This window comes from Fibrella forsythiae (assembly GCF_017353175.1).
GTDB lineage: Bacteria > Bacteroidota > Bacteroidia > Cytophagales > Spirosomataceae > Fibrella > Fibrella forsythiae.
The window spans coordinates 1-19043 of sequence record NZ_JAFMYW010000023.1 but is presented as its reverse complement, the minus strand read 5'-3'; the positions used below and the strand labels follow the sequence as shown (position 1 = coordinate 19043).

The 19043-nt window shown below is 52.5% G+C and carries 23 protein-coding genes; 12 read left to right on the top strand and 11 right to left on the bottom strand.

What is annotated here, in order from left to right:
- Positions 1-475 precede the first annotated feature (475 nt).
- The 8 genes from J2I46_RS31740 to J2I46_RS31705 all read left to right on the top strand — a co-directional run bounded on the left by J2I46_RS31740 (position 476) and on the right by J2I46_RS31705 (position 5690).
- Positions 476-1141 (top strand): AAA family ATPase, encoded by a 666-nt coding sequence (locus J2I46_RS31740; protein ID WP_207333140.1) that lies wholly within the window; start codon positions 476-478, stop codon positions 1139-1141.
- Entirely contained in the window at positions 1113-1409 is a 297-nt protein-coding gene (locus tag J2I46_RS31735; RefSeq protein ID WP_207333139.1) for a hypothetical protein, read from the top strand. Before J2I46_RS31740 ends, J2I46_RS31735 begins: the two co-directional genes overlap by 29 nt.
- Positions 1410-1454: 45 nt before the next feature.
- Positions 1455-2450: a replication protein RepA gene (locus J2I46_RS31730; protein WP_207333138.1), complete on the top strand. Its 996-nt coding sequence runs from the start codon at positions 1455-1457 to the stop codon at positions 2448-2450.
- 465 nt (positions 2451-2915) lie between these two features.
- Positions 2916-3128, top strand: coding sequence for a hypothetical protein (locus tag J2I46_RS31725; protein ID WP_207333137.1), 213 nt, complete (start codon positions 2916-2918; stop codon positions 3126-3128).
- Positions 3094-3528: a putative toxin-antitoxin system toxin component, PIN family gene (locus tag J2I46_RS31720; protein ID WP_207333136.1), complete on the top strand. Its 435-nt coding sequence runs from the start codon at positions 3094-3096 to the stop codon at positions 3526-3528. Before J2I46_RS31725 ends, J2I46_RS31720 begins: the two co-directional genes overlap by 35 nt.
- Before the next feature lie 512 nt (positions 3529-4040).
- A complete protein-coding gene (locus tag J2I46_RS31715) occupies positions 4041-4340 on the top strand; it encodes a hypothetical protein (protein WP_207333135.1) in 300 nt (99 codons plus the stop codon).
- Positions 4341-4514: 174 nt separating this feature from the next.
- The gene (locus J2I46_RS31710; RefSeq protein WP_207333134.1) at positions 4515-4931 is read left to right on the top strand and encodes a hypothetical protein; all 417 of its coding nucleotides are present in this window, start codon (positions 4515-4517) and stop codon (positions 4929-4931) included.
- A gap of 291 nt (positions 4932-5222) precedes the next feature.
- Positions 5223-5690 (top strand): hypothetical protein, encoded by a 468-nt coding sequence (locus tag J2I46_RS31705; RefSeq protein WP_207333133.1) that lies wholly within the window; start codon positions 5223-5225, stop codon positions 5688-5690.
- Between the two features lie 325 nt (positions 5691-6015).
- On the opposite strand, the gene J2I46_RS31700 is transcribed toward J2I46_RS31705, so the two are convergent.
- Together J2I46_RS31700 and J2I46_RS31695 are read right to left on the bottom strand one after the other, a co-directional pair.
- The gene (locus J2I46_RS31700) at positions 6016-6528 is read right to left on the bottom strand and encodes a hypothetical protein (RefSeq protein ID WP_207333132.1); all 513 of its coding nucleotides are present in this window, start codon (positions 6526-6528) and stop codon (positions 6016-6018) included.
- A complete protein-coding gene (locus tag J2I46_RS31695; protein ID WP_207333131.1) occupies positions 6525-6869 on the bottom strand; it encodes a LytTR family DNA-binding domain-containing protein in 345 nt (114 codons plus the stop codon). The genes J2I46_RS31700 and J2I46_RS31695 overlap by 4 nt, the downstream gene beginning before the upstream one ends.
- Positions 6870-7439: 570 nt before the next feature.
- Here J2I46_RS31695 and J2I46_RS31690 point away from each other — a divergent pair.
- The gene (locus tag J2I46_RS31690; RefSeq protein ID WP_207333130.1) at positions 7440-7832 is read left to right on the top strand and encodes a hypothetical protein; all 393 of its coding nucleotides are present in this window, start codon (positions 7440-7442) and stop codon (positions 7830-7832) included.
- Between the two features lie 382 nt (positions 7833-8214).
- Here the strand turns inward: J2I46_RS31690 and J2I46_RS31685 are convergent, their stop codons facing one another.
- The 4 genes from J2I46_RS31685 to J2I46_RS31670 all read right to left on the bottom strand — a co-directional run bounded on the left by J2I46_RS31685 (position 8215) and on the right by J2I46_RS31670 (position 10956).
- Positions 8215-8556 (bottom strand): LytTR family DNA-binding domain-containing protein, encoded by a 342-nt coding sequence (locus J2I46_RS31685; RefSeq protein ID WP_207333129.1) that lies wholly within the window; start codon positions 8554-8556, stop codon positions 8215-8217.
- Positions 8557-8914: 358 nt separating this feature from the next.
- Positions 8915-9094 (bottom strand): hypothetical protein, encoded by a 180-nt coding sequence (locus J2I46_RS31680; protein WP_207333128.1) that lies wholly within the window; start codon positions 9092-9094, stop codon positions 8915-8917.
- A gap of 114 nt (positions 9095-9208) precedes the next feature.
- Entirely contained in the window at positions 9209-10075 is an 867-nt protein-coding gene (locus J2I46_RS31675; RefSeq protein WP_207333127.1) for a hypothetical protein, read from the bottom strand.
- Between the two features lie 200 nt (positions 10076-10275).
- Positions 10276-10956, bottom strand: coding sequence for a hypothetical protein (locus tag J2I46_RS31670; RefSeq protein WP_207333126.1), 681 nt, complete (start codon positions 10954-10956; stop codon positions 10276-10278).
- 492 nt (positions 10957-11448) lie between these two features.
- Here J2I46_RS31670 and J2I46_RS31665 point away from each other — a divergent pair, with 492 nt between their 5' ends.
- Positions 11449-11736 (top strand): HTH-like domain-containing protein, encoded by a 288-nt coding sequence (locus J2I46_RS31665; protein WP_207333125.1) that lies wholly within the window; start codon positions 11449-11451, stop codon positions 11734-11736.
- Positions 11737-12118: 382 nt separating this feature from the next.
- On the opposite strand, the gene J2I46_RS31660 is transcribed toward J2I46_RS31665, so the two are convergent.
- The 4 genes from J2I46_RS31660 to J2I46_RS31650 form a co-directional block, all read right to left on the bottom strand.
- Positions 12119-12319 carry a hypothetical protein gene (locus J2I46_RS31660; protein WP_207333124.1) on the bottom strand — a complete coding sequence of 67 codons (201 nt, stop codon included), beginning with the start codon at positions 12317-12319 and terminating at the stop codon, positions 12119-12121.
- Positions 12320-12549: 230 nt separating this feature from the next.
- On the bottom strand, positions 12550-12816 hold the full coding sequence (locus J2I46_RS31655; RefSeq protein ID WP_207333123.1) for a BLUF domain-containing protein: 267 nt from the start codon (positions 12814-12816) through the stop codon (positions 12550-12552).
- 111 nt (positions 12817-12927) lie between these two features.
- The gene (locus J2I46_RS33250; RefSeq protein ID WP_262898078.1) at positions 12928-13059 is read right to left on the bottom strand and encodes a hypothetical protein; all 132 of its coding nucleotides are present in this window, start codon (positions 13057-13059) and stop codon (positions 12928-12930) included.
- A 256-nt stretch (positions 13060-13315) separates the two neighbouring features.
- Positions 13316-13705, bottom strand: coding sequence for a hypothetical protein (locus J2I46_RS31650; RefSeq protein ID WP_207333122.1), 390 nt, complete (start codon positions 13703-13705; stop codon positions 13316-13318).
- A 959-nt stretch (positions 13706-14664) separates the two neighbouring features.
- On the opposite strand from J2I46_RS31650, the gene J2I46_RS31645 reads away from it, so the two are divergent.
- Entirely contained in the window at positions 14665-15762 is a 1098-nt protein-coding gene (locus tag J2I46_RS31645; protein WP_207333121.1) for a catalase family protein, read from the top strand.
- A gap of 1475 nt (positions 15763-17237) precedes the next feature.
- Here J2I46_RS31645 and J2I46_RS31640 read toward each other — a convergent pair.
- Positions 17238-17666, bottom strand: a complete 429-nt coding sequence (locus tag J2I46_RS31640) for a PH domain-containing protein (protein WP_207333120.1) — start codon at positions 17664-17666, stop codon at positions 17238-17240.
- Between the two features lie 659 nt (positions 17667-18325).
- Between J2I46_RS31640 and J2I46_RS31635 the strand changes: the two genes are divergently transcribed.
- Entirely contained in the window at positions 18326-18805 is a 480-nt protein-coding gene (locus tag J2I46_RS31635; protein ID WP_207333119.1) for a hypothetical protein, read from the top strand.
- Positions 18806-19043 lie beyond the last annotated feature (238 nt).

The window sequence follows — 19043 nt, the reverse complement described above, 5'->3', positions numbered from 1 at the left end:
TCTGGTTGATTGACGTGCGCGTGGGGGTTATCGGGCAAAACGCTTTGCATACTGGCCTGGGGCTTTAAAAGGTTACCGTCAAGTTACACCAGCGACAGCTTTACCTGGTCTTGAAACTTTTTACCTGTCTTAACCGGTCGTTTACTGCGCACTTTGAGTAGTTCTTGGCAGGGTATGGTACTCTATAACGTATTAAGAACGTCCGTTTTTAAAATGTTATAATTGATTAAAGGATAGTAAATCAGCTTTGACTTGCCTATGCAACGCTGGTTCAGCATGCAGAATTGAACACGTAATCGTATCCAAATCAGCATTCAATTTTAAATTTAAAAATGGATTCAAAATTGAATGCTGATTTGGATACGATTACGTGTTCACTTCTGCATGCTGAACTGTTCCAGTTCCGTGTTCACTTCTGCCTCTTGTTTTGCATCCAATTTATAATGTTATTGCGCATTCTAAATTAGATCACGAAATGGCTGTAATTGTAGTGGGATCTCAAAAAGGTGGCGTCGGTAAAACGACCATTGCTACTAATCTGGCTGCCTGGCTGGTTTTGCAGGGAGCAGAAACCTTGCTGGTCGATGCTGATGATCAGGCCAGTGCCTCAGACTTCAGCGCCTACAGGGAAGAGACTAGAGGTAGCACCGGTTACACATTAGTACAGATCAATGGGTCGCACGTTCGCAAACAAGTTGAATCACTACGGCCTAAGTATGACCACATCGTTATTGACACAGGTGGACGGGATACAACTAGTCAACGGGCGGCTATGTACGTCTGCGATGTGTTCGTAACCCCGTTTAATCCCCGTGCTTATGATCTATGGACTGTTCCAAGATTGGCTGATTTAGTCGATGAGGTTCAATCCATGCGGCCAACGCCGATGGAGGCTTATTCCTTCATCAATCGGGCAGACACCCGATCACTGGATAACCGTCAGGTCAGTGACGCTTTAGCTGAGTATCAGCAGCTCAAATTTTTGCCTCATCCGTTGACCAACCGTAAGGCTTTCGCCAATTCGGCGGCCATTGGTCTGGCCGTTTTCGAGATGGAGCAACCTGACCCCAAAGCTGTCGCCGAAATTGAAGCACTTTTTAACGAAATCACCCATGGCAGTTACGTTACCACCCCGGCCTAAGACTAAGCCCACTGAGGCAGAAATAGAGGCCATGATTGGCAAAGGCGGCGATGTGCCCAAGCTGGTTAAATCGCCCGAAAACGACGTTGATCCTGAGACGATCCGTCATGTCAGTGCCCGCCTGAACGAAGGAATAATTCGTCAGATCGACGCGCTCAGGTCACGTCGGCCAAGGAAGATTGGAAGCCCAAAGATGGGCATCAGCTTGCGGGACTGGGTTGTCGAGGCAGTATTGGAGAAGCTGCAGAGGGATAGTGCAGAGGAGTGATAAGAGTGATTTTATTCCTTGTCAACCGAATTTATTCCCATCCCGATGACTGATAAAAAGCAAGACCCTATTGCGGATACTCCTAAGCTGGTCAAAAAGTCAACTGACCTTTCTCCCGTTGCTAAACGGCGGAGCAAGTTAATTTACGAGGCATTCCAGGAGGAGCCAGATGACAGAGATATGTTGTTCCAGTCATCCGTGTTTGCCCATGTCTTTTTACCACGCCGTGACCCCAAGTTGCCGCTTAACGAGATATGGGAGCAGGAGAATGGCAAGTTCTCGGTGTACGTAATGCCCATGCCGGTCAGGAACCCCGTTACGCACGAAACAACCTATCTGGGTTTGCCGTATGGTGTAAAGGCACGCATAATCCTGGCCACACTCAACACAGTTGCCCTCAAAACGCAAAACAGGGTTATCCCTATGCCAGCGGATAACCTGACTGAGTTTAACGCTTACATGGGCTTTAGCGAGGGCGGCAGCCAGGTCAATGCCGTACGCGATCAGATCAGCCGCTTGGCATCGTGTGTGATCCGTATGACATATGACGGTAATGAGGGGCAGGAGAATATCAACATGCCGATCGTTAGTGGCTTTACGCTGTTCCCGGAGAAGCGACCGGACCAGCTAATGTTATGGCCCAACGAGATCAAGCTGTCACAGGATTACTTTGAAAACCTGATGGAACACGCCGTGCCGCTGGCCAAAAGCCATTTGACCGCTTTGTCCAACAATGTCACCGCACTTGACCTCTATACGTTTCTAGCCCACCGGCTCCACCGGATACCACATGGGAAGCCGCAATTTCTGGCCTGGAAGACGCTTTACGATCAGTTTGGTGGTGACTATGACCGTATTAGGGCCTTTCGTGACAATTTTATCAAAGTGCTTAAATTGGTTAAAAGCCTGTACACAGACGCCCGCATCGAAGAGAAAGGCACCAAGGGTTTATTGCTGCATCATAGTGCAACTCCTATAGCTAAAACGCAAATTATCAGTACTTTAACTATTAAAACGCCACAAAATAACAGTGAATTATAAATAGCTGTGTGGATAAGAGTTGATTATCAAGGGCTTAACCTTCTTATCCACTGCTATTTTGTGGCGCAATTCACTGCTATTTTGTGGCGATCCGGCACTGCTATTTTGTGGCGCAATCCTTTATTATAAAAAAAACCTTTAATAAAAAAAACCTTTATTACTGCTAAAGCGCAGTGGAAAATACTAATGAAAAAGGGGTGGCAAGGGGCGCGACAACTAAAAACTTAGTTATAAAATTGCATTATTTAGTAAATAATTAGCATTTTACTAATAGCATTCTGCGTTAGCTTTCCCGGGCATTTTTTGATAGAGAGCTCCACTGCTTGGCAGGTTGTATCGATAACGTATGGATAATCGATCGTATAGCTGCCTTGGCTATGCGATGAGCAGTGTCTATCCAACTAGTTTTCATCCTAACTTGCCCGGCTTAATAAAGAGTCAGCAAGTCTATTAATCAAGTACACCATGACGCAGACAGAAGTGATCCGGGCTTTTGAGGCCCTACCGCTGGGTGAGCGTTTGATCGTCGCCCGAACCATACAGCTTAAGATGGCCGACCAGCTGTTTGAGGAGCTGGACGGCGCTCTGCCGGATGCGGAGCTCTCCACCCAGGATATCCAAAAAGAGATAAAGGCCTACCGGCATGCCCAAAAGAAAAAAAATCAACTTGGTCATTGATGCCAATTGGTTCATATCAGCCTGCATCAACAAAAACTCACGGGCGATCCTGTTTCGCCAGATTCTGAAGAATGCCCATCTACAGGTGTTTTACTCGGCCGAGCTGCTGGCTGAGGTGGACGGGGTGATGAGCCGCAAGAAATTCGCCAAGATCATCAACAAGCACCAGGTAAGCCGCTTCAGTGCTCTGGTATTGGCTTTCATGCAAAAAACGGTGATCGGGCCGGTGGAGACCATTAGTCGGGATGGCGACGACGATTACCTGCTGGCCATCTGCCAGGCGTGCCAGGCGGACTTTTTGATTACCGGTGATCAGGACTTGCTGGTGTTGGGTACGCATCGGCAGACGACGATTCTGACCATGAGTCAGTTCCTTCAATTGCTTCCCTTCCTAAAGTAGTCCTTCGGGGCAACTGACTGGCGCGGATCAGGCAGGTCTGCTAACCGCTTTGGCCTGGTGATGCCACTCTCCACAAGCGAGGCTGACTGGGCAGTGGCAGGTAGTCCTACCAGCGGATGGGTAGCCAACATTTTAGTCCCACTCGGGTTCCTAAAGGTGTGAGCGGCGACTAGCCCCGCACCTGGTTATGACCTAGCCAGCCAAGAACACATTTAATCGAAGATCACATTCAAGCGCACTACTGCCGGTTCTGACCTTACCTACACCTGCTACGAAGATCCTGGTCGTATTACTGCTGGGCCTAGATGCCCGCTTGGTTCAGGCCCAGTCAGTAGACTCAAAACCGCTGACAAGCGGGTAAGTTAGCCAGTATGGGAAAGCCCTAACTGCTCAGCTAGCCAATGGCTATCAGACGCTTATGCCTGCATGGGTTATCTGTAAAGGCGATACGCTGCAGCTTGACCGGGGGGGGCAGACCCGATAAGACTTTTGCTTACACCTATCAAGGACCTTTGGGTTCTAAAGACCGCGCCAAAGCGACGCCCCTGGCGGCTGATTACTCGGGTAAAAAAATCATTGTCGATGAGCTGACCATAGTGGCCAATCAGGCTGGTGAATCAACCCTGTATGGCCTCTTTGCGGCGGGTGGTCATAGTTACCAGCTGGCTATAGAGCCCGCCATCAAAACCGGGGAATTGCTTCCACCGGTTAAGTACCGTCCTTCGGCCCAGGCCTCTCCGGCTTTGCCCGTAGTGGTGGCCGATGAATTGATCAAGCTAAAGGCGCAGCTGGCAGCGGGAACCATCTCGTAGGCCGAATTTAAGGCCCAGAAAAAGAAGCTTCTCGAGCATTAGTCGCCTTTCACTTGGTCGTTAGCCTGATATGGGGCCTGTTGATAAGCCATAGGCTAAAGGGGGCGCTAACGGGTAGTTGATGGCTACCTTTGCCCAAATGGCCTGACCAAGCAGGTTTGTTTAAGTCGTGCTATGAGCCCTGCCCCTCCGTGTCCTGTCTGTCAGTCAACGCGTCTGTCTATCCGGCGAAAGGTCGTTCCGCTTCCTGATCCCCTGCCCCTGGACGGCTGGCTGGCCGTTGGTATTCCACTGGAAGACATCCTGGGCATTCGCTGCCAGCATTGTCAGTATACCTGGTCCCGGGTTCAGCCGTCCCCCCAGTCTGGCAGGCCCAAACCTTGGCAGGCTGAGCTGGATGAGGCCATTAAGAAAGAGGACTGGGAAGAGGTCGAACATCTTCTGCTCACCCACACCCCTGCTTTAGGAGCGCCGTCTGACCCCTTGCCCGCTACTCAGCAGCGGGTCATTATGTCAACGTCCCTTATCTTGGTCATGTTAGCTCTAGCCGCTGTGCTTGGCTGGATCATCTCTGTTGCATGGTGGGCCTAGCCGTAGGGATTGAGAGGCAATAAAGGCTAGGTGAGTCCTTTGCCTGATCGCACGCTACTACTGGTAACCCAGACTTAACCTGCTACTTTTAAGGGTCGCTGATACCCTAGTGAGGCCCTGCGACAAACCGGCTGCTGGTGAAACGAAGTAGACCTTTGTAAAAGAAAAGCGGGATTGACCAGCTACGGCAAACGGGCCTGACCTACTTTTAGGCCCAGTGTACCGTCAATAATGTCTTCTTGTCAAATGAGGATAGGCCGTTTCACCCTATTACTGTTTAGTTTCCTGGCCATGGTCTCCGCCCAGGCTCAACCCACCAGTTTTGCCCCGGAGAGTCCGGCCGACAAAGCAGGCAAGGCTGAGCTGGTTGAGCAGGCTTTTAGTCAGCATTCTTACCTCTACAGCCAACTGATTCAGCACTGCTTCACCTTTAAGCTCTCATCTAGCTGTTGGACCAAGTTCAGCGACCCGGCCAACACCGAGAATGACTCGGGCCTGGGCACTATGAACTACTGGTGCCGTTACGTGACCGAGTACGCCAAGCGCCAGGGACTGGGCGATCTGGAGGCGCTCAAGTCAGGCAGCCCTCAGGATCAGAAAGACAACCGGCCCCAGATGGATGCCATTATCCAAAAGCTTAAGGCCCAGTTCTCGATGAGCATTCAAGCGCCGGGTAGTTGTACGGCCAAGGGCTACGAGTTGATGCGGCGCTACCCCTACGAGGTGCTCGAGCGCATCGGTTACCGTACGCCCGCCTAGGCACCCGAAAGTGGCATCGATCACTTTCGGGTCATCTCAAGTCCTGCTGCGCGCGAGATCACGGTGGCCACCAGCGCCAATGGGCAGCAGTTTACCATTACGGGGCCCGCCCTGCAGGAAGCCACCTATACGGTCCACGAAAACATCCGTAATGGTTTGGAACGAGCCAACAAAAATCGGTAGCCTACCGTGGTTCTTGCGGGCTATTGATCGATGGGAGGCGAGTGCGCTTAGGGCACGATGCAGGCACACCAGCCTCTAAACAGAATAGATTGCGGCTACGCCCTGATCAGGCAGAGACAGTCATAGCTGGTTCCTGGTTCAATCAGTAAGCGGGCGCAGGGGAGTACGTTACACCGGTAGGTCTATCAGAGCGTACACGTCTGGCTACTTCAATCCCCTGCCTCTGTAGCCAGAGGCGGCCAGAAACTGCCTGGCGTTCTGATCCGTCAAATTCAGCTCGATCATGAACGTTAAGGCCCGCTTTTTGTCGGTGGCTTTGGCGGCAAATCTGGTAGCCTATAAAGTAACCTAGGTCACGCATAGCCTTGCCCTCCACAATGCGCTCATTGTACAACCAGCCCTTATTCCAGTTGAAGGGCTGGTTCATCTCCCTGGTGAACTCCGCCCAGATGCGCTGTTCGTGGCTGGCTCCAAAGGCCAGATAACCACTGGGGGAAAGCCTGGCCAGGGGCTGGCCCAGGATTAATTCGGCCACAAAATCGGCCATGCCTTCACTGAGGCACTTGCCCAGCAAATTCTGGTGGGAATGCTCGTAGGCCTTCAAGAACGCCTCGTCGTTGAGAAGCTCCTTGACATGACGCTGCAACTGCGTCAAACTGCCTGAGTAAGGTAGCTATCTGAATGGCTCAGTGTCTTAAGGGTGGCCATCGTCTCCTCGGCGCGCCGACGAGCGATCAAAAACAGCGTCTCATCAGTCAAGCGGACATAGCGTTTTTTGTCTTCTCTGACCACGGTAACAACGTAAGCGGGATTGATGAGGGCAGACCTATTGACGCGTAAGAAATGGGGTAACTCGCGCTGGAAATACAGTAAAGTTCTACTGATCAGCGCTGGCCTAGCCTGGTTTTTGTAATAAATAGTGGTGTAACACCCATCCGCTTCCAGGCGAATAATTAACTCAGGACGTGGCAATGGTTTACTGCGGGAAATAGGCATCAAGGTGGTCTACTGACTGGCTAGTGTAGTACTCTAACAAAGACCATACCTATACCGGTCTTGCTTGGCACTACTTAGTGACTGATAGGTAGAGAGAAACTTTTTTTGTTCAGCGCTTATTGGTTGCGTCGTTCGCGCCCGGCCTGCTAGGCACACCAGCAAGGCTACTACTACTAGTGATTTCGTTCTACAGGTAAGGCTTGGCATGACAACGTAGCGGTATTTAATTCTGCTCAAAAATAGAGCTTCTAGGGCTTAATATACAGCAAGGGGTTGTCTGAAACGGACTGATCGCTTCAGGCTGGAGGAAATGGCCTGGCAAAACAGGGAACAAACGCCTACCGAGCCATGTGCGTTGCTAGATGACCAGCCTGTCAATGCCCGAGCGGATCTGATCAACGAGCAGACGCAGGCTATTGGCAGGTTGGTACCGTGAAATAGGGGTCTAACGGTAAGCCGGTGAACTAATAGAGCTGAAACAAGAGGAGCATGATAAGTAAACGCTCTGTCAACTTAACTTTGTCTGCCCATTGCGTAGCGACACTAAAGAGTCAACGGCAAACATCCACGATGATAAGAGTAATGACCTGGCTGCAGCTTGCTGCTGTTTGCGCAGTAGTGACAAGCTGCTCAACTACCGAGGAGAGACAACTAATCGACGAGTCAGACTTTAGGGGGAAGACATTCAACGCCGTTATCAGCACCAGTGGCATTAGTCTGTTAGGTGACAAGTCCATGGTAGAAACAAAAAGTGAGATCACCTTTAACGATACTACTGGACAGTTGCGCCTCACCAAACGGGGGCGGGCTCAGGCACTGGATTTCGCCTGGCATCTTGGCGAGGATTCATTAGCTATTAAGTTAGCCGCCGGGGCGGCTAGCCGGATGAAAGTTCAGCGCTACAGCGAAGGATTTGCCCTTATTGATAAAGAAGGCGGTATGCTTCTTGTGCCCAGCCAGTAGGCTGGCCTTCTCCTTGAGGCAGCTACGCCGGAAAGAAATCAGGCTGAAGTTATACAAGTTCGGCTTCAACTTCCTTTTTATAGGGGTCAGATCTCGCCGCCATGATTAGGCTTCGTTCGGCTACCAATTGCCTGGGTTTATCTCGCAAATACGCTGACAATGAGACTCGCCAGACCCATGAATCAGTCACCAGGCTTCTTGCCTACGGCCTCAAGTGTGCGATCCGATTCGCTGCTCTTTTAAGCGAAAACGGATCCATAGGCGACCAAAAGCGACGTATTGGCTGTCGGGTAATAATTGCATCAGATTGGCGCGCATTTTACAGTCCAGTCAACGAGAAGAGCCCAGCTAGTGTATGGGCACCTCTGACAAAGCCGCCTTCTTACTTAGGTAGCTTCTCGACTGAGAAGCCTAGCTTGGTGAGCGCAGACACCGTTTCAGCTACGCGCCGACGAGACACCAGTACCATGGTGTCATCCCTCAGGTAAACATAGGCCACTGTCCCCTTTTTGGCTAGTCGAACGACGTAAGCAGGATTAACCAACGTGGACTTACTGACCCGAAGAAAGTCCGGTAGTTGCCGCTGGAAATACAGCAACGTTCTACTGATCAGCAGGGGCTTGAGCCGGTGGAGGCAATGTATATTGGTGTAGTTACCGTCCCCTTCTAGTCGAAGGACTAACTCGGCACGTTGCAACGATTGGTTGCTTGGGATATGGATCAAAGCGCAATTTTAGAAGCTACTAGAGCGATTGGTTTGCCAACAGTGTCTTTGGCCTGGATGGTTCACTTGTTTTGATACCAACTAGGCCTATTCGTTTAGCTGCTTGGCACTGGTAGGCCTACAACTGTACCCAGCATCGTGGAGAACGCAAGCTTGCGAAACGATGAGGTATTGATCGGTAGAATAACATAATTCCGCAGCCGCCAGAGAGAGACCCGGCTGCTCTTTGCGCTGATAAGTATCGAACTTATCGATTTTCCTTCAAGCTAGTCTGGTTATAAATCGATCTCGCCGTAACGTAATAAACCGGCCAGCGTCAGACAAGCCGGTTCTCTGTAAAGGGAACAAATTGCTTTATCTACGCCAGCGCCTCCACAAGCAGCGGATCTAACTCTTCCCTCATCTTCAGTACCTGGTTCAACTGCTGCTCGATGGCCGTAGCCACGCCGTAGCCACGTAGCTTACTTTGGTCGGGAAATGGGATCGTCTGGCAGTTTTTAATGAATGGCCTAAGCAAAAGGTCTTCCAGTTCAATCATACGGCAGTTACGCTCAAGTGAAATTAAGGGAGTGCCAAAGGAGTCATTGATCTGTTAGCCAAAGAGGAGTACGCCAATCTACGCTAGCTGCTGGCGGATCAGAACACGCCCAATTTATAAACCGGGAAACCGCTCCCGGAGTTGTTGCAGCCGCCTGGTGGCAAAGTCACTGAGGCTGTTTAGCTTACTGGTGACGTAGCCGGTGACGGGGTCTATCAGCTCATCCCGGGTATAATCATAAGCGTGCCGGGTAGGGCCCGTAACGTACATGGGGAAGTAGGTACGAAAGGAGGGGTTGAACTGACTGCCCAGGGTACCTCCCACCCAATCCCCCCAGGAGGAATTATGCCTGACCCCCTGCCAGTACTGATACTCCAGTTCGGCTACCCGCCGATTGTTCTCGGCCGTATCGGGCCGGGCCAGCAGCCGCTGAACCTGGGGCTGGGTAAAGAAGGCCCCTATCCGGGCCTGCCCAACATCACCCAGTGTGGAGCGGATCAGGCTAATGCTGGCATGTACCCCGTACCCCACCGTACCCCGGGGAAAGCTCTCGGTACCCAGCAAGGCCCCCTCCCGGCCGCTCAGGCCAGGATCCGTGGTGATCGTACGCCAGTAGAGCTGAGGGTGACCGCTCAGATTAACAACGAGCAATCTATTGGTGTAGTAGTGAAAGAAATGCTGCTCCTGGCCCCCCGCGTCCCCTAGTTGGCGAATCCTGGTATCGGCGTCAACCACATACTCTGGCCCGGAGCTGGCCCTGGGCTGGTCAGGGTTTGGGCGCGCCGGTGGTCTGTGGGCCGGGCCCCGCTGGCCTGGCCTGAAGAGGGGTCTGACTGGTCCCAGGTCGTCGCGCTGATCGGGCGGACTACGCTGGGGCGGCGGGATAGGCGGCATCTGGGGGTGATGCCGACACCAGTGTAGAATCGCCACCGCCAGTTGCTGGTGATTGGGCGAATGAGACGTGATAATGGTGTACTCCATGGGAAGGTGTGCGATTGAGAGCAGGCGAGTTGGTGACTATAAACCTAGCACCTGCCCACCAAATAATCAATTAGTCCTCACCTGTCTGAGCCTCAGGCGCTGCCCGCTAGCCATAGGCTCAGACAGGCTGATTCAGGGGGCGTAGCTCTATTAGGTTGTGCTAGAATGGACTCTTTACCCCAGAGGAATGCAGCCCGCAATCACTCCACGATGAAGCCAAAATACGCCCCAGGCGCATAGGGACTAAGTGGATAAATGCGCAGCAGCTGATTGTTGACCGAGCGAAAGCTGGTCTTGGCCCCGAAGGTTTCGGCGTTGCCCAGCATGCATTGACCAGGGGGCAGATCAGGCTCGCCCGTCTTGATGGATCTGAAAGCAGCGTCCATCATATAGGTGCCTTTTTTGAGTGCAATGTACTCGATGGCCAACTCCCAGTAGCCATTGACCTGGACGCAGTCAAAGGTGTAGGGCGTTGTCCGGGTGCCCACCAGCATCCGGGTGCTGAAATGCTGGTCAAACACCTTGTAAATCGTTGTGTCGATGGCAAAGGGGTTACTAGTGCTTTGAGAAGCTACTGTAGTCAATCTGACAAAGAGGGCCACCTGGCCGGTTACGCTGGTATATTGACTAGATAGCGAATCATAAAAGGCCTGACTAAGGCGAAGATTCAGGCGAATCGTATCGCCAGGGTGCAGGGTGGGTTTGCTGGCCTTGACCTCAATGGGATAGGAGCCAAACCGATACTTCTGGGGCACATAATTCTGACAGGATACGGGTAGCTTCAGGCTACTGACACTGTCAATGAGCTTAAAGAAGCTGCACGAGGCGCAGAGCCAGGCTAGGGCCAGCAGCCACAGACCAGCGGCGAAATACGTTTTCATCCCTTGAGTTGGCTGGGTTGTCACCAGTCTAGCAAGGCAAAGGAGCCAGGGCGACTAACCTACTACCTGTCCCGTGCTTAGCGGACTAGCTGGCTCTTTAAAGAGTTAAGCTCGGTGTGCGCTCACCGCTAACGGAAACCTTCAGGCCGCATGAGCTCGGTTGCAGCACGTTAAGAAGCTCCGCTTGGTGAGGGCTATGGCACCAAATCCAGCAGCCAAGACACCTGATGTGATCGCATCAGGCTAGCGCGGCGGGCGGCAGGTAACGGATTGTTAACGGGCAACCATACCTGCTAAGATAGTGCACTTACGGAAAGGGATAAAGCGGGCTGAAAGGCCGTTTAGACACTGTGGCCAGCGGCGAAGTTGCCTGGCCAGGACGGAGCCCTGTGTTGTTGCCGCTGATCAGGCTAGCAGACAAACAGCCCCCTTCGGCCAGTGACTCTTTCTTATTTGCGCATCAGTATACAATACACGTATCAAGTTACCCACATGGACAGAAAAGCCCAGCGATTAGGCCAGTTGCTAACGGAGATCTATCAGCAAGCCCCCCAAAAGGAGCTGGTTGTCATGGTAAACCTCTTTGGCATCCGCTACCATCAGGAGATCAAAGAGGCGGGTGTGCTCCCGATCGTCAAGGCGTCGGGAATTCCCCGCAATTACAAATCAGAGGTCAGCAAAGGGGTGAAGCTGGCCAAGTACGTAACGCTTGACCTAGCGGTTGACGCTGCGCAGGACCAGTGGTGTCAACCGCTGGGGGTAAACCGGAGCGGTGCTTAAAGGTGTACTGAAAGAGCAGGGATCTCAGTTTAGGGCGCTTCATCCGCAGTCAGACGTAACAATCGGTAAGCAAGCCGATGCGCGTGATTATGCTTCAGGAGATATCTTGTGTTAAAGTAACACCCCTCAGTACTTCTCCTAGCTATGTAGCTGGTTAATAGTAAGGTAAGCGAATAAAGCGTTCTTAGCACGGCAGTTGACAAGGGAACAAGACCGCTACCCGGATGCGACTACGTCTGGCTGGTAGATGGCAAAGTCAACCGGCCCAAGCAGCACTACAGCTGATCTACTAGGTAGTAGACATTCCTTACTCTCCCTGATCATGGCTTTTGCGTAGGGCTATGCGCGTAGCCCGGTGCTGGTGCAGCAACGCCTTGCGTTCTTAATGGTGTCGACTGGTGAGTAGCGCCCGACCGGCCAGGTTGATCTCGTAAAGATAGGCCTGCGCTTTTTCTCCTTTTTGCTGCTCCTCCAGGGCTAATCGAGTCCTTGTCTCGTAAGCCAGATGCTCCTGCCACTGCTGTTCATAAGACCGATCGGACTGATTACAGGGCTCGGTTGGCTCAATGGGAAGTCTTGCCATACCTGGACAACCTTTCCCCTGAGCGTTCGATTAAAAACAGGCCTACTAAAGTGAGGTTACTGCAGACGAGTGGGGGAGAGCGCCTGATTGTAGCGGTTGGTTTTGTAGAAGGTACGAAGTATGCGCAGCACCAATGGTTCCTCCGCAGCCATAAGCCTACCTGCGTCTAAGGGAAAAGCAGCCCGTATTTCCTCCAGTTGGGAGTGGCTGACAGTCTCGTACCCCATGCTCTACCCAACAAATAAGCGCTCAGTGATGGGCCTGGTCAAAATGTGCTCGACTTGCCAGTGGCGGGGGGCAGCCTTAATCCGCTGGAAGAGGCTTTCGACCACTTGTTGCTCTCCTTCTAACACCTGCATGATGTTGCCCCGCACGTAGAGCAGCGCGCCGGTAACGTTCCACTCGGCATTCCAGCGCCGACTCTGTTCAAGTAAAGGAGTGAGTTGAGGCTTAAAGGGCTCGATAGCCTGGCTGAAGTAAACAATACAGCAGTCCATAGGGTAGGTGGGAATAGCTACCTATAAGGGTAGCAGCCAAGATGAAATAGTCGGATAAGTCTTTGCCTACCTATAGCTGGAACGGGCCGGTAGCGTAGCAGGGAAGGCCCCTTAAGCCGGGATAATCGATAAAAACGCCCTAAGCGGCTTTACCCAGGGCGCATCACCCACCAGATAAACACCTACGCCATAGAGAGCGGCCTGAGTGGCAAGAACGAAGATCGGTTCGGACCCCTTATTCATGGGGTCTCGATCAATCTTACGCTAATTAGTGAAAGGTAACCTAATTAGTTTGTAGTCAATTTTTTATTAATAAGGTATTGGATACGTTCATCTTCTGGCGGATGTAGCCCAGTAGTGCGGCGGCGCAGAAATTGGGCCTGTCGCGTCCGGTGCACCATGATCAATTAAAGAAGGTGCGGGTAATAACAGGTTCAGGGTCAATTGATTGCCGTATTTCTAAGAACAGGTTAGTACTAAAGCGGCGTTGAACTGCTTACTAGGTATACCTGTAGTCAACGGCTTTGATCAGCCGTATCCCCAACTGCTCCACGTACAGTATGTTACTGGCAGGTATAGTCCCGCTCCTGATCCAGGAGTATATCGTGGATAAGTTTCTAATGTCAAACCGTTTACTGTATTGACTTGGCGTGAGCCAGTCACCCAGGAAATAATGGACTCCGTTGAGGTATAAGCTGTCCCTGGACTCCGCTCTAGCCTGCTCCCCCAGCTTGATCAGTTTTTTGCCAAGGGTTTCTTTTAGCCGGGTGACATCAGCCTCTAGGGGAGTAGTTTTTAAAAAGGCGTCGACTTGCGCCTGAACAGCGGGTATTTGCTTGTCGGTAGTCAGCCGATGGATCTGCTCAATCAATTCGTCAACAGTAAGCATAAAGAGGTGATTAAGTGGGCCGGACCCATCCTTGATTCCGGCCCTGAGTAGTACTTCATGACAAAAACACGAATTTACTAGCTCCCGCCGTTGGCGGCATAATCATGGGATGGATTCCCAATAAGCATTTAGGTGGTTGAGGACAGCCTGTAAAAGGTGCTTCCTATACGAGCTGTCGAGTTAGATGGGGTAGTCTAGTGCTCTTTACTGCCGGTTTGCACACTACCCCTCGCCACCTGCTTGACAATCTATGTTTGCTAAAAAAGAGCACCTACGACCATAGACGTAGCCGTGTATGTGCTTTTTTACTTACATGAATAATGGTCTACTCGCCAGGCTCGACCCCCCAAGCAAGCTCAACGAATCAGGTGTACTAACTCAACAGGCGTTCGAAGAGCAAACAGCTTTACTTCCTGAAGCTGCCCAATTAGCACCGCCAGCTGCTGCGCCAGTCAAGACTGCACCGCCAACTTCTGTAAAGAAAAGCAACACGCCCGCTTTGACCGGGCCTATTCCAAAGAGCAAAGGCGCCAGGGCGGCGATTGGAATTTTGGTAGCTGCCGCCGTGGGCAGGTTATTTCGCAGGTAGGAGGGAAGGATTCAGCGAGCTATCTATCTGACTAATTAGCCGAAGCGTTACAGATGACCGGCGTTTATAAGGCAGTAAGAACGGACGCGTTCAAGCCAAGTAAAAAAGACGAAACGAAGTAAGTTCGTGCCAAACGCTGCGTCTAGCTGGCACGTCAAATCAGGTTGGCCTAGCTGCAGGCCTGTCGTTTACGAAGAGGCCTGATGACTATTATCGCCTGGGCTATAGGCTCAATTCGATCCTTGTTTGGCGAACCATCGGCTTTGCCTGGCAAACTTCGGTGCGCATTCCCTCACAAAATGCTGGAACAAAAAACACGAATCAGCCTGCCTGAGTAGTTGCAGGCAAAAACGACTAAACCTTTTACCTTATGCAAACCCAGTACGTTCCCTACAGTCCTGCTATTGAAACGCCTGCTGAAGACGAAATCCAGGTGATTAATGATATTATCGCCTCTATGCGTCGCCTGAGTGAACGCACCCGGGAAATCTATGGACGTAACGTCCGGGTTTCCCACGGAAAGAGCCACGGGCTGGCTACGGGCGAGTTGACGGTTATGGCTGATTTGCCCGAGCCCCTGGCCCAGGGCTTGTTTGCCAAAGCGGCTACGTATCCCCTCATCGCGCGGCTGGCAAACGTACCCGGTGAAATAATCACGGACGCGGTTAATACCCAGCGCGGCTTCGCCTTTAAAGTATTGGGCGTTGAGGGGCCGATGATCGCTGGCCATCAGGGACAAACGACCCAGGATTTTGTCCTGGACTCGGGGACCACTTACTTCCCCATGCCCGATGCCAAGGCATTTTTGCTGCAACACCGGCTGATGGAACACGCCCCCCAGTTTCCCACGGGCCTTAAAGAAGCGGTATCGACTGTTTCCCGGCTAACCAATCAGGCCCTTAAGGCCGTGGGTGCAGAGAGTGCTAAGCTCGATTTTTTTGGTGACTCCCGCATTCATCCCCTGGCCGAAGCTTATTACAGCCAGGCCCCCCTGCGCTATGGTGACTACGTAGCCAAGCTAGCCGTCGTGCCCGTATCGGCCGCTCAAAAGGACTTGGCTCAGGAGGGCGTTGAGGTGGATGGCGATAAGGATCCTGACGCCTTAAGGACAGCCACCGTAGGCTACCTGCGGGAGAACGATGCCGAGTTTGAGGTGCGCATTCAACTCTGCACGGATCTGGAAAAAATGCCCATTGAAGACGCCAGCCAGGAATGGAGCGAGGCTGATAGTCCTTATCTGCCGGTAGCGCGCATTCGCCTGCCTAAACAGGAGGCTTACTCTGAGGCCCGGCAACATTATATTGAGGCGTTGTCCTTTAGTATTGCCCACAGTATGGAGGCGCATCGGCCGCTGGGCTCGATTATGCGTGCCCGGCTGAAGGCGTATCCGGTAATGGCTAACCAGCGCCGTCAGGGTAACCACGAGTCCCACGCGGAGCCAGCCTCGATTGACCAAGTACCGGCTTAGCACAGTGAGGGTAGCTTATTGGTTAGGCCTCCCTACCTGGCTGAGTAGCGACCAGTCAGCGACTTCTATTCCCCGGAAAAGGGCCGCTTCAGCCGGTGCGTAAGGGGTACGAAAGCCAGCGAGCACTACTGGTTATGCATCGCTTTCTGGTCAGACGTCGTTTTGGTAGCTTGCCCTCTGCCCCCTTACAATCACTAAAGTCCTAAAAGCAGCAGCGTAGCCACAGCCGAAATTGTAGTAACCCTGTCTCGGCCTTCGGATGACACAGACTATCCAGGGGCAAGGCCGCTACCCAAACCATGGACAACTTGGTCAAGTAGGCTGGAGAACCCTTGCCGGAGTCCTTTACCTCGTTTGCAAACCGGTCACTACTGAAGGGGTGAGCGAACGGTTCAGGTGCTTACTCTTGCTATGTAACCACCGGGTCATATATCACCGGAAAAGTGCATTACAATTGTAATGAAGAGGTAGTGCGTGGCGGGGTCAGTTCATGGATTTGGCCCAACGTGAGCGAAAAATTTTAGCTTAGTGGGTTTATAATGAGTTAGTTGATCTATTTTCAGGTAAGAAAGGTGGGAAGATCCAGCACTGACCTGATTTATCTGAGAAACACGTCCGCTGGCGGGGCCGACAAAACGCCGCTTCAAGGGGCTAAAAAGGCCTTGTTTGACCCCCTTTTCAGCCACTCACCCCCAGCGGGCAGAGCGGCGCTGGGCGGGCGACATTCAGCCAATTGTAGTTACTAAGCTACGGAGCAACGGTTACATGAGTGGGTAGCCGTTGACCCAACCTTAACTGGTTTTACCACTGGACGACCAACGTCGTAAAGCTGGTCTATTACCCGGCTAGTAGGGCAGCCAACAAAAAAGCATTGGTGCTTAGAGCGCCAATGCTTTCTGACTTACCATCATATAAACCTTTATAATATATGCATACTCATAACCAGACAGTATCTGGGCTTGTTTGGAGCCAATTAATCAGTGGCCTGATAGACGGGACTGAGACCCACTGACCCTGGAGCTCAGTCCCCTTTACGGCGGCACTATCCGCTTGTTTGAGGACCCTCACGCAACCGGCCCTTCACGAAAAACCCCTATCTCAGGGGAGGTAGGGGTTTGTGATTGTGTATTCAACTGTAATGATACTCAAAACTAGTACTTAAACCAGTTACGGTGTGAGCTAGTAATTCAACTTAACCAAAATTAATCAACGTTTAATCAGGCTTGGTTACCCTGCTCAGCGCCCAGCCAAGGGCCTACAGCCGGGCACCAGGCGCCGGGTGAACCCGCCTGCGGGCAGAGATGACCAGTCCTGACCGCAAGTCAGTTGATTCCTTTTGTTGTATCTTTATCCCATCACTAAGAGGGCGTCCGCCCTCTTAGTGATGGGATAAGAATGGAAAGCGGACTAGCCCTGGTAGTCTGCTTTTTTGTGGGCCTACCTGCCGGCAACCTACCGGGCCCAGGTTGATCGGCTTACCGTTTCACCAGGATGGCGGGGTTGATGGCCAGCAGATCCGCTAGCAGCGCTTCATTATCCGCCGGAGCCAGGTAGATCTCATCGTAGCGGTTATAGGTGATCAGCAGGCCGCCCCCGGCCAGGGCGGGCTTGACACCCGTCCACTGAGTTACCCCCACCTGCACCTGGTTAATGCGCCAGACCTCCAGCTGTCCCCGCACAAAGCCGGATTGGTAACGAAGCGTGGTCTGCTCCAGCTCGTAGTGGGTGTTGGCGTACATCCATAGCAGCAGGGCGATTGGCCCCAGCAGTGGCAAAAGCAACAGGGGCCTGCCTAGGAAGGTGGCTGGATCACTGGCCACTACGCCCGAGCCAACCAGCAGAAACAGCAGGATGATAAGCCTGAAGCCCCCTTTTCTATTCGCCTTGTATCGTTTGAGGGCCATCTGGGAGCTCACCGGTTTGTCTACATACCAATGAGGCGGCAAGGTAGCCAAACCACAGGCGGAAGTCTATCGTTTAATGAACAGGAATCAGGGGTTGTCTTTCAACTGGGTACTCACCGGATCATACAGGGCCGGGAAAGGGGATGCAACTGCCGCTGCCCGGTAGGGTATCTGAGGTCTTATCCGGCCTGGTTTGCCTGGAAAACATGCCCGCTAGCTATGCCGTCACAAGGATATTGCAGCGGTTATAACCCCTTCTCAACTGGTCAGGACAGGGCTCACTCATTAACAGCGACAAGAGACTGCGTCAGTGAGCATGATCGATTCTGGTCTCTAGCTGGTCAACCCACTGGATAAGAACTAGACCACAAAGGCCAGGTCAGGCTTCATTTTACGTTATCAGCAGTACTCTCTTTTTGGCGTAAACCACTTGAGAGCCACCTAAAAATGCGGATGACGCCAGGGCTAGTCATCCAATCGTTTAGTCTGTACAGACAGGCAGGGTGCCCCGGTACGCATAGCCCGATCCAGGCGCTTCACAGGTCAGTTCACTGGCTGATTGCAGCGGTTCCAGTGCCATACGGCTTATGGTAAACGACAGCCTGGCACAACGCGCGTAAGAAAAAGAAGTAGTATCCCTTGTTTAAACCTCAAGCAAGATGAAAACGCAACTAATCCTGTTGGGCATCACCCTATGTGCCGCCTGTAAACATGATGCGCCAGTTAGTCAACCACTACCCGCCTCCGATGCCGCCCAGGTTATTGCAGGCACCTATACAGCCGATATAGCGCGAATCCCTACGGTGAAGGCCTACCCCATCAATGGCAGGACGATCACGGTTGACATTGAGCGGCTTTCCCCTGACCGGGTGCGCGTCAAGGTGCAAGCGCCAGCTAACGGCTTCTACTCGCCTGCCCGGGACACGACCTATGAGAATGTGTACGTGCTTACCAGGCCTCAGGGCTACTACCTGACGCTGGAAACAGACGCCACCCAGCCCAGTAATCAGTTAGGCAGCGAACTGGTCATAGCGCCCCCCCTTCCCCCGGCGACCTCACCCAACTGGGCTTCCTACGTCTTCGCCCCCCCCGGTTATCAAAAGGGCCGCGTATCAGCTGAATTTATCAAACTCAGGTAGCGGCAACGAATCTGAAGCTGCCCAGGCCAAAGGCCCTTTAGCCTGGGCAGCACTCCTGGGGTTATCGCTCCGGTGAGGGCTGGACTAAGGGGCCAAAAAAAAGAGGGCTGCCCCAACCGGGGCGGTCCCCTCTGCATGACACGCAACTTGGCAACAAACGCTTACTCTATCAGGGATAATCAGTCCAGTGTCTCCCCGGTGGCCTCTGTCCGGTGGCGGCTGTAATGGCGGATCGCCG

Coding starts and splice junctions, on each gene's coding strand:
- J2I46_RS31725 (WP_207333137.1), top strand. CDS start 2,916: ATGACGCAGACAGAAGTGATCCGGGCTTTTGAGGCCCTACCGCTGGGT.
- J2I46_RS31650 (WP_207333122.1), bottom strand. CDS start 13,705: ATGCTTACTGTTGACGAATTGATTGAGCAGATCCATCGGCTGACTACC.
- J2I46_RS31640 (WP_207333120.1), bottom strand. CDS start 17,666: ATGGCCCTCAAACGATACAAGGCGAATAGAAAAGGGGGCTTCAGGCTT.
- J2I46_RS31635 (WP_207333119.1), top strand. CDS start 18,326: ATGAAAACGCAACTAATCCTGTTGGGCATCACCCTATGTGCCGCCTGT.
- J2I46_RS31670 (WP_207333126.1), bottom strand. CDS start 10,956: ATGAAAACGTATTTCGCCGCTGGTCTGTGGCTGCTGGCCCTAGCCTGG.
- J2I46_RS31660 (WP_207333124.1), bottom strand. CDS start 12,319: ATGGCAAGACTTCCCATTGAGCCAACCGAGCCCTGTAATCAGTCCGAT.
- J2I46_RS31690 (WP_207333130.1), top strand. CDS start 7,440: ATGATAAGAGTAATGACCTGGCTGCAGCTTGCTGCTGTTTGCGCAGTA.
- J2I46_RS31705 (WP_207333133.1), top strand. CDS start 5,223: ATGGTCTCCGCCCAGGCTCAACCCACCAGTTTTGCCCCGGAGAGTCCG.
- J2I46_RS31720 (WP_207333136.1), top strand. CDS start 3,094: ATGCCCAAAAGAAAAAAAATCAACTTGGTCATTGATGCCAATTGGTTC.
- J2I46_RS31740 (WP_207333140.1), top strand. CDS start 476: ATGGCTGTAATTGTAGTGGGATCTCAAAAAGGTGGCGTCGGTAAAACG.
- J2I46_RS31735 (WP_207333139.1), top strand. CDS start 1,113: ATGGCAGTTACGTTACCACCCCGGCCTAAGACTAAGCCCACTGAGGCA.
- J2I46_RS31680 (WP_207333128.1), bottom strand. CDS start 9,094: ATGATTGAACTGGAAGACCTTTTGCTTAGGCCATTCATTAAAAACTGC.
- J2I46_RS33250 (WP_262898078.1), bottom strand. CDS start 13,059: ATGAATAAGGGGTCCGAACCGATCTTCGTTCTTGCCACTCAGGCCGCT.
- J2I46_RS31645 (WP_207333121.1), top strand. CDS start 14,665: ATGCAAACCCAGTACGTTCCCTACAGTCCTGCTATTGAAACGCCTGCT.
- J2I46_RS31730 (WP_207333138.1), top strand. CDS start 1,455: ATGACTGATAAAAAGCAAGACCCTATTGCGGATACTCCTAAGCTGGTC.
- J2I46_RS31655 (WP_207333123.1), bottom strand. CDS start 12,816: ATGGACTGCTGTATTGTTTACTTCAGCCAGGCTATCGAGCCCTTTAAG.
- J2I46_RS31675 (WP_207333127.1), bottom strand. CDS start 10,075: ATGGAGTACACCATTATCACGTCTCATTCGCCCAATCACCAGCAACTG.
- J2I46_RS31710 (WP_207333134.1), top strand. CDS start 4,515: ATGAGCCCTGCCCCTCCGTGTCCTGTCTGTCAGTCAACGCGTCTGTCT.
- J2I46_RS31695 (WP_207333131.1), bottom strand. CDS start 6,869: ATGCCTATTTCCCGCAGTAAACCATTGCCACGTCCTGAGTTAATTATT.
- J2I46_RS31665 (WP_207333125.1), top strand. CDS start 11,449: ATGGACAGAAAAGCCCAGCGATTAGGCCAGTTGCTAACGGAGATCTAT.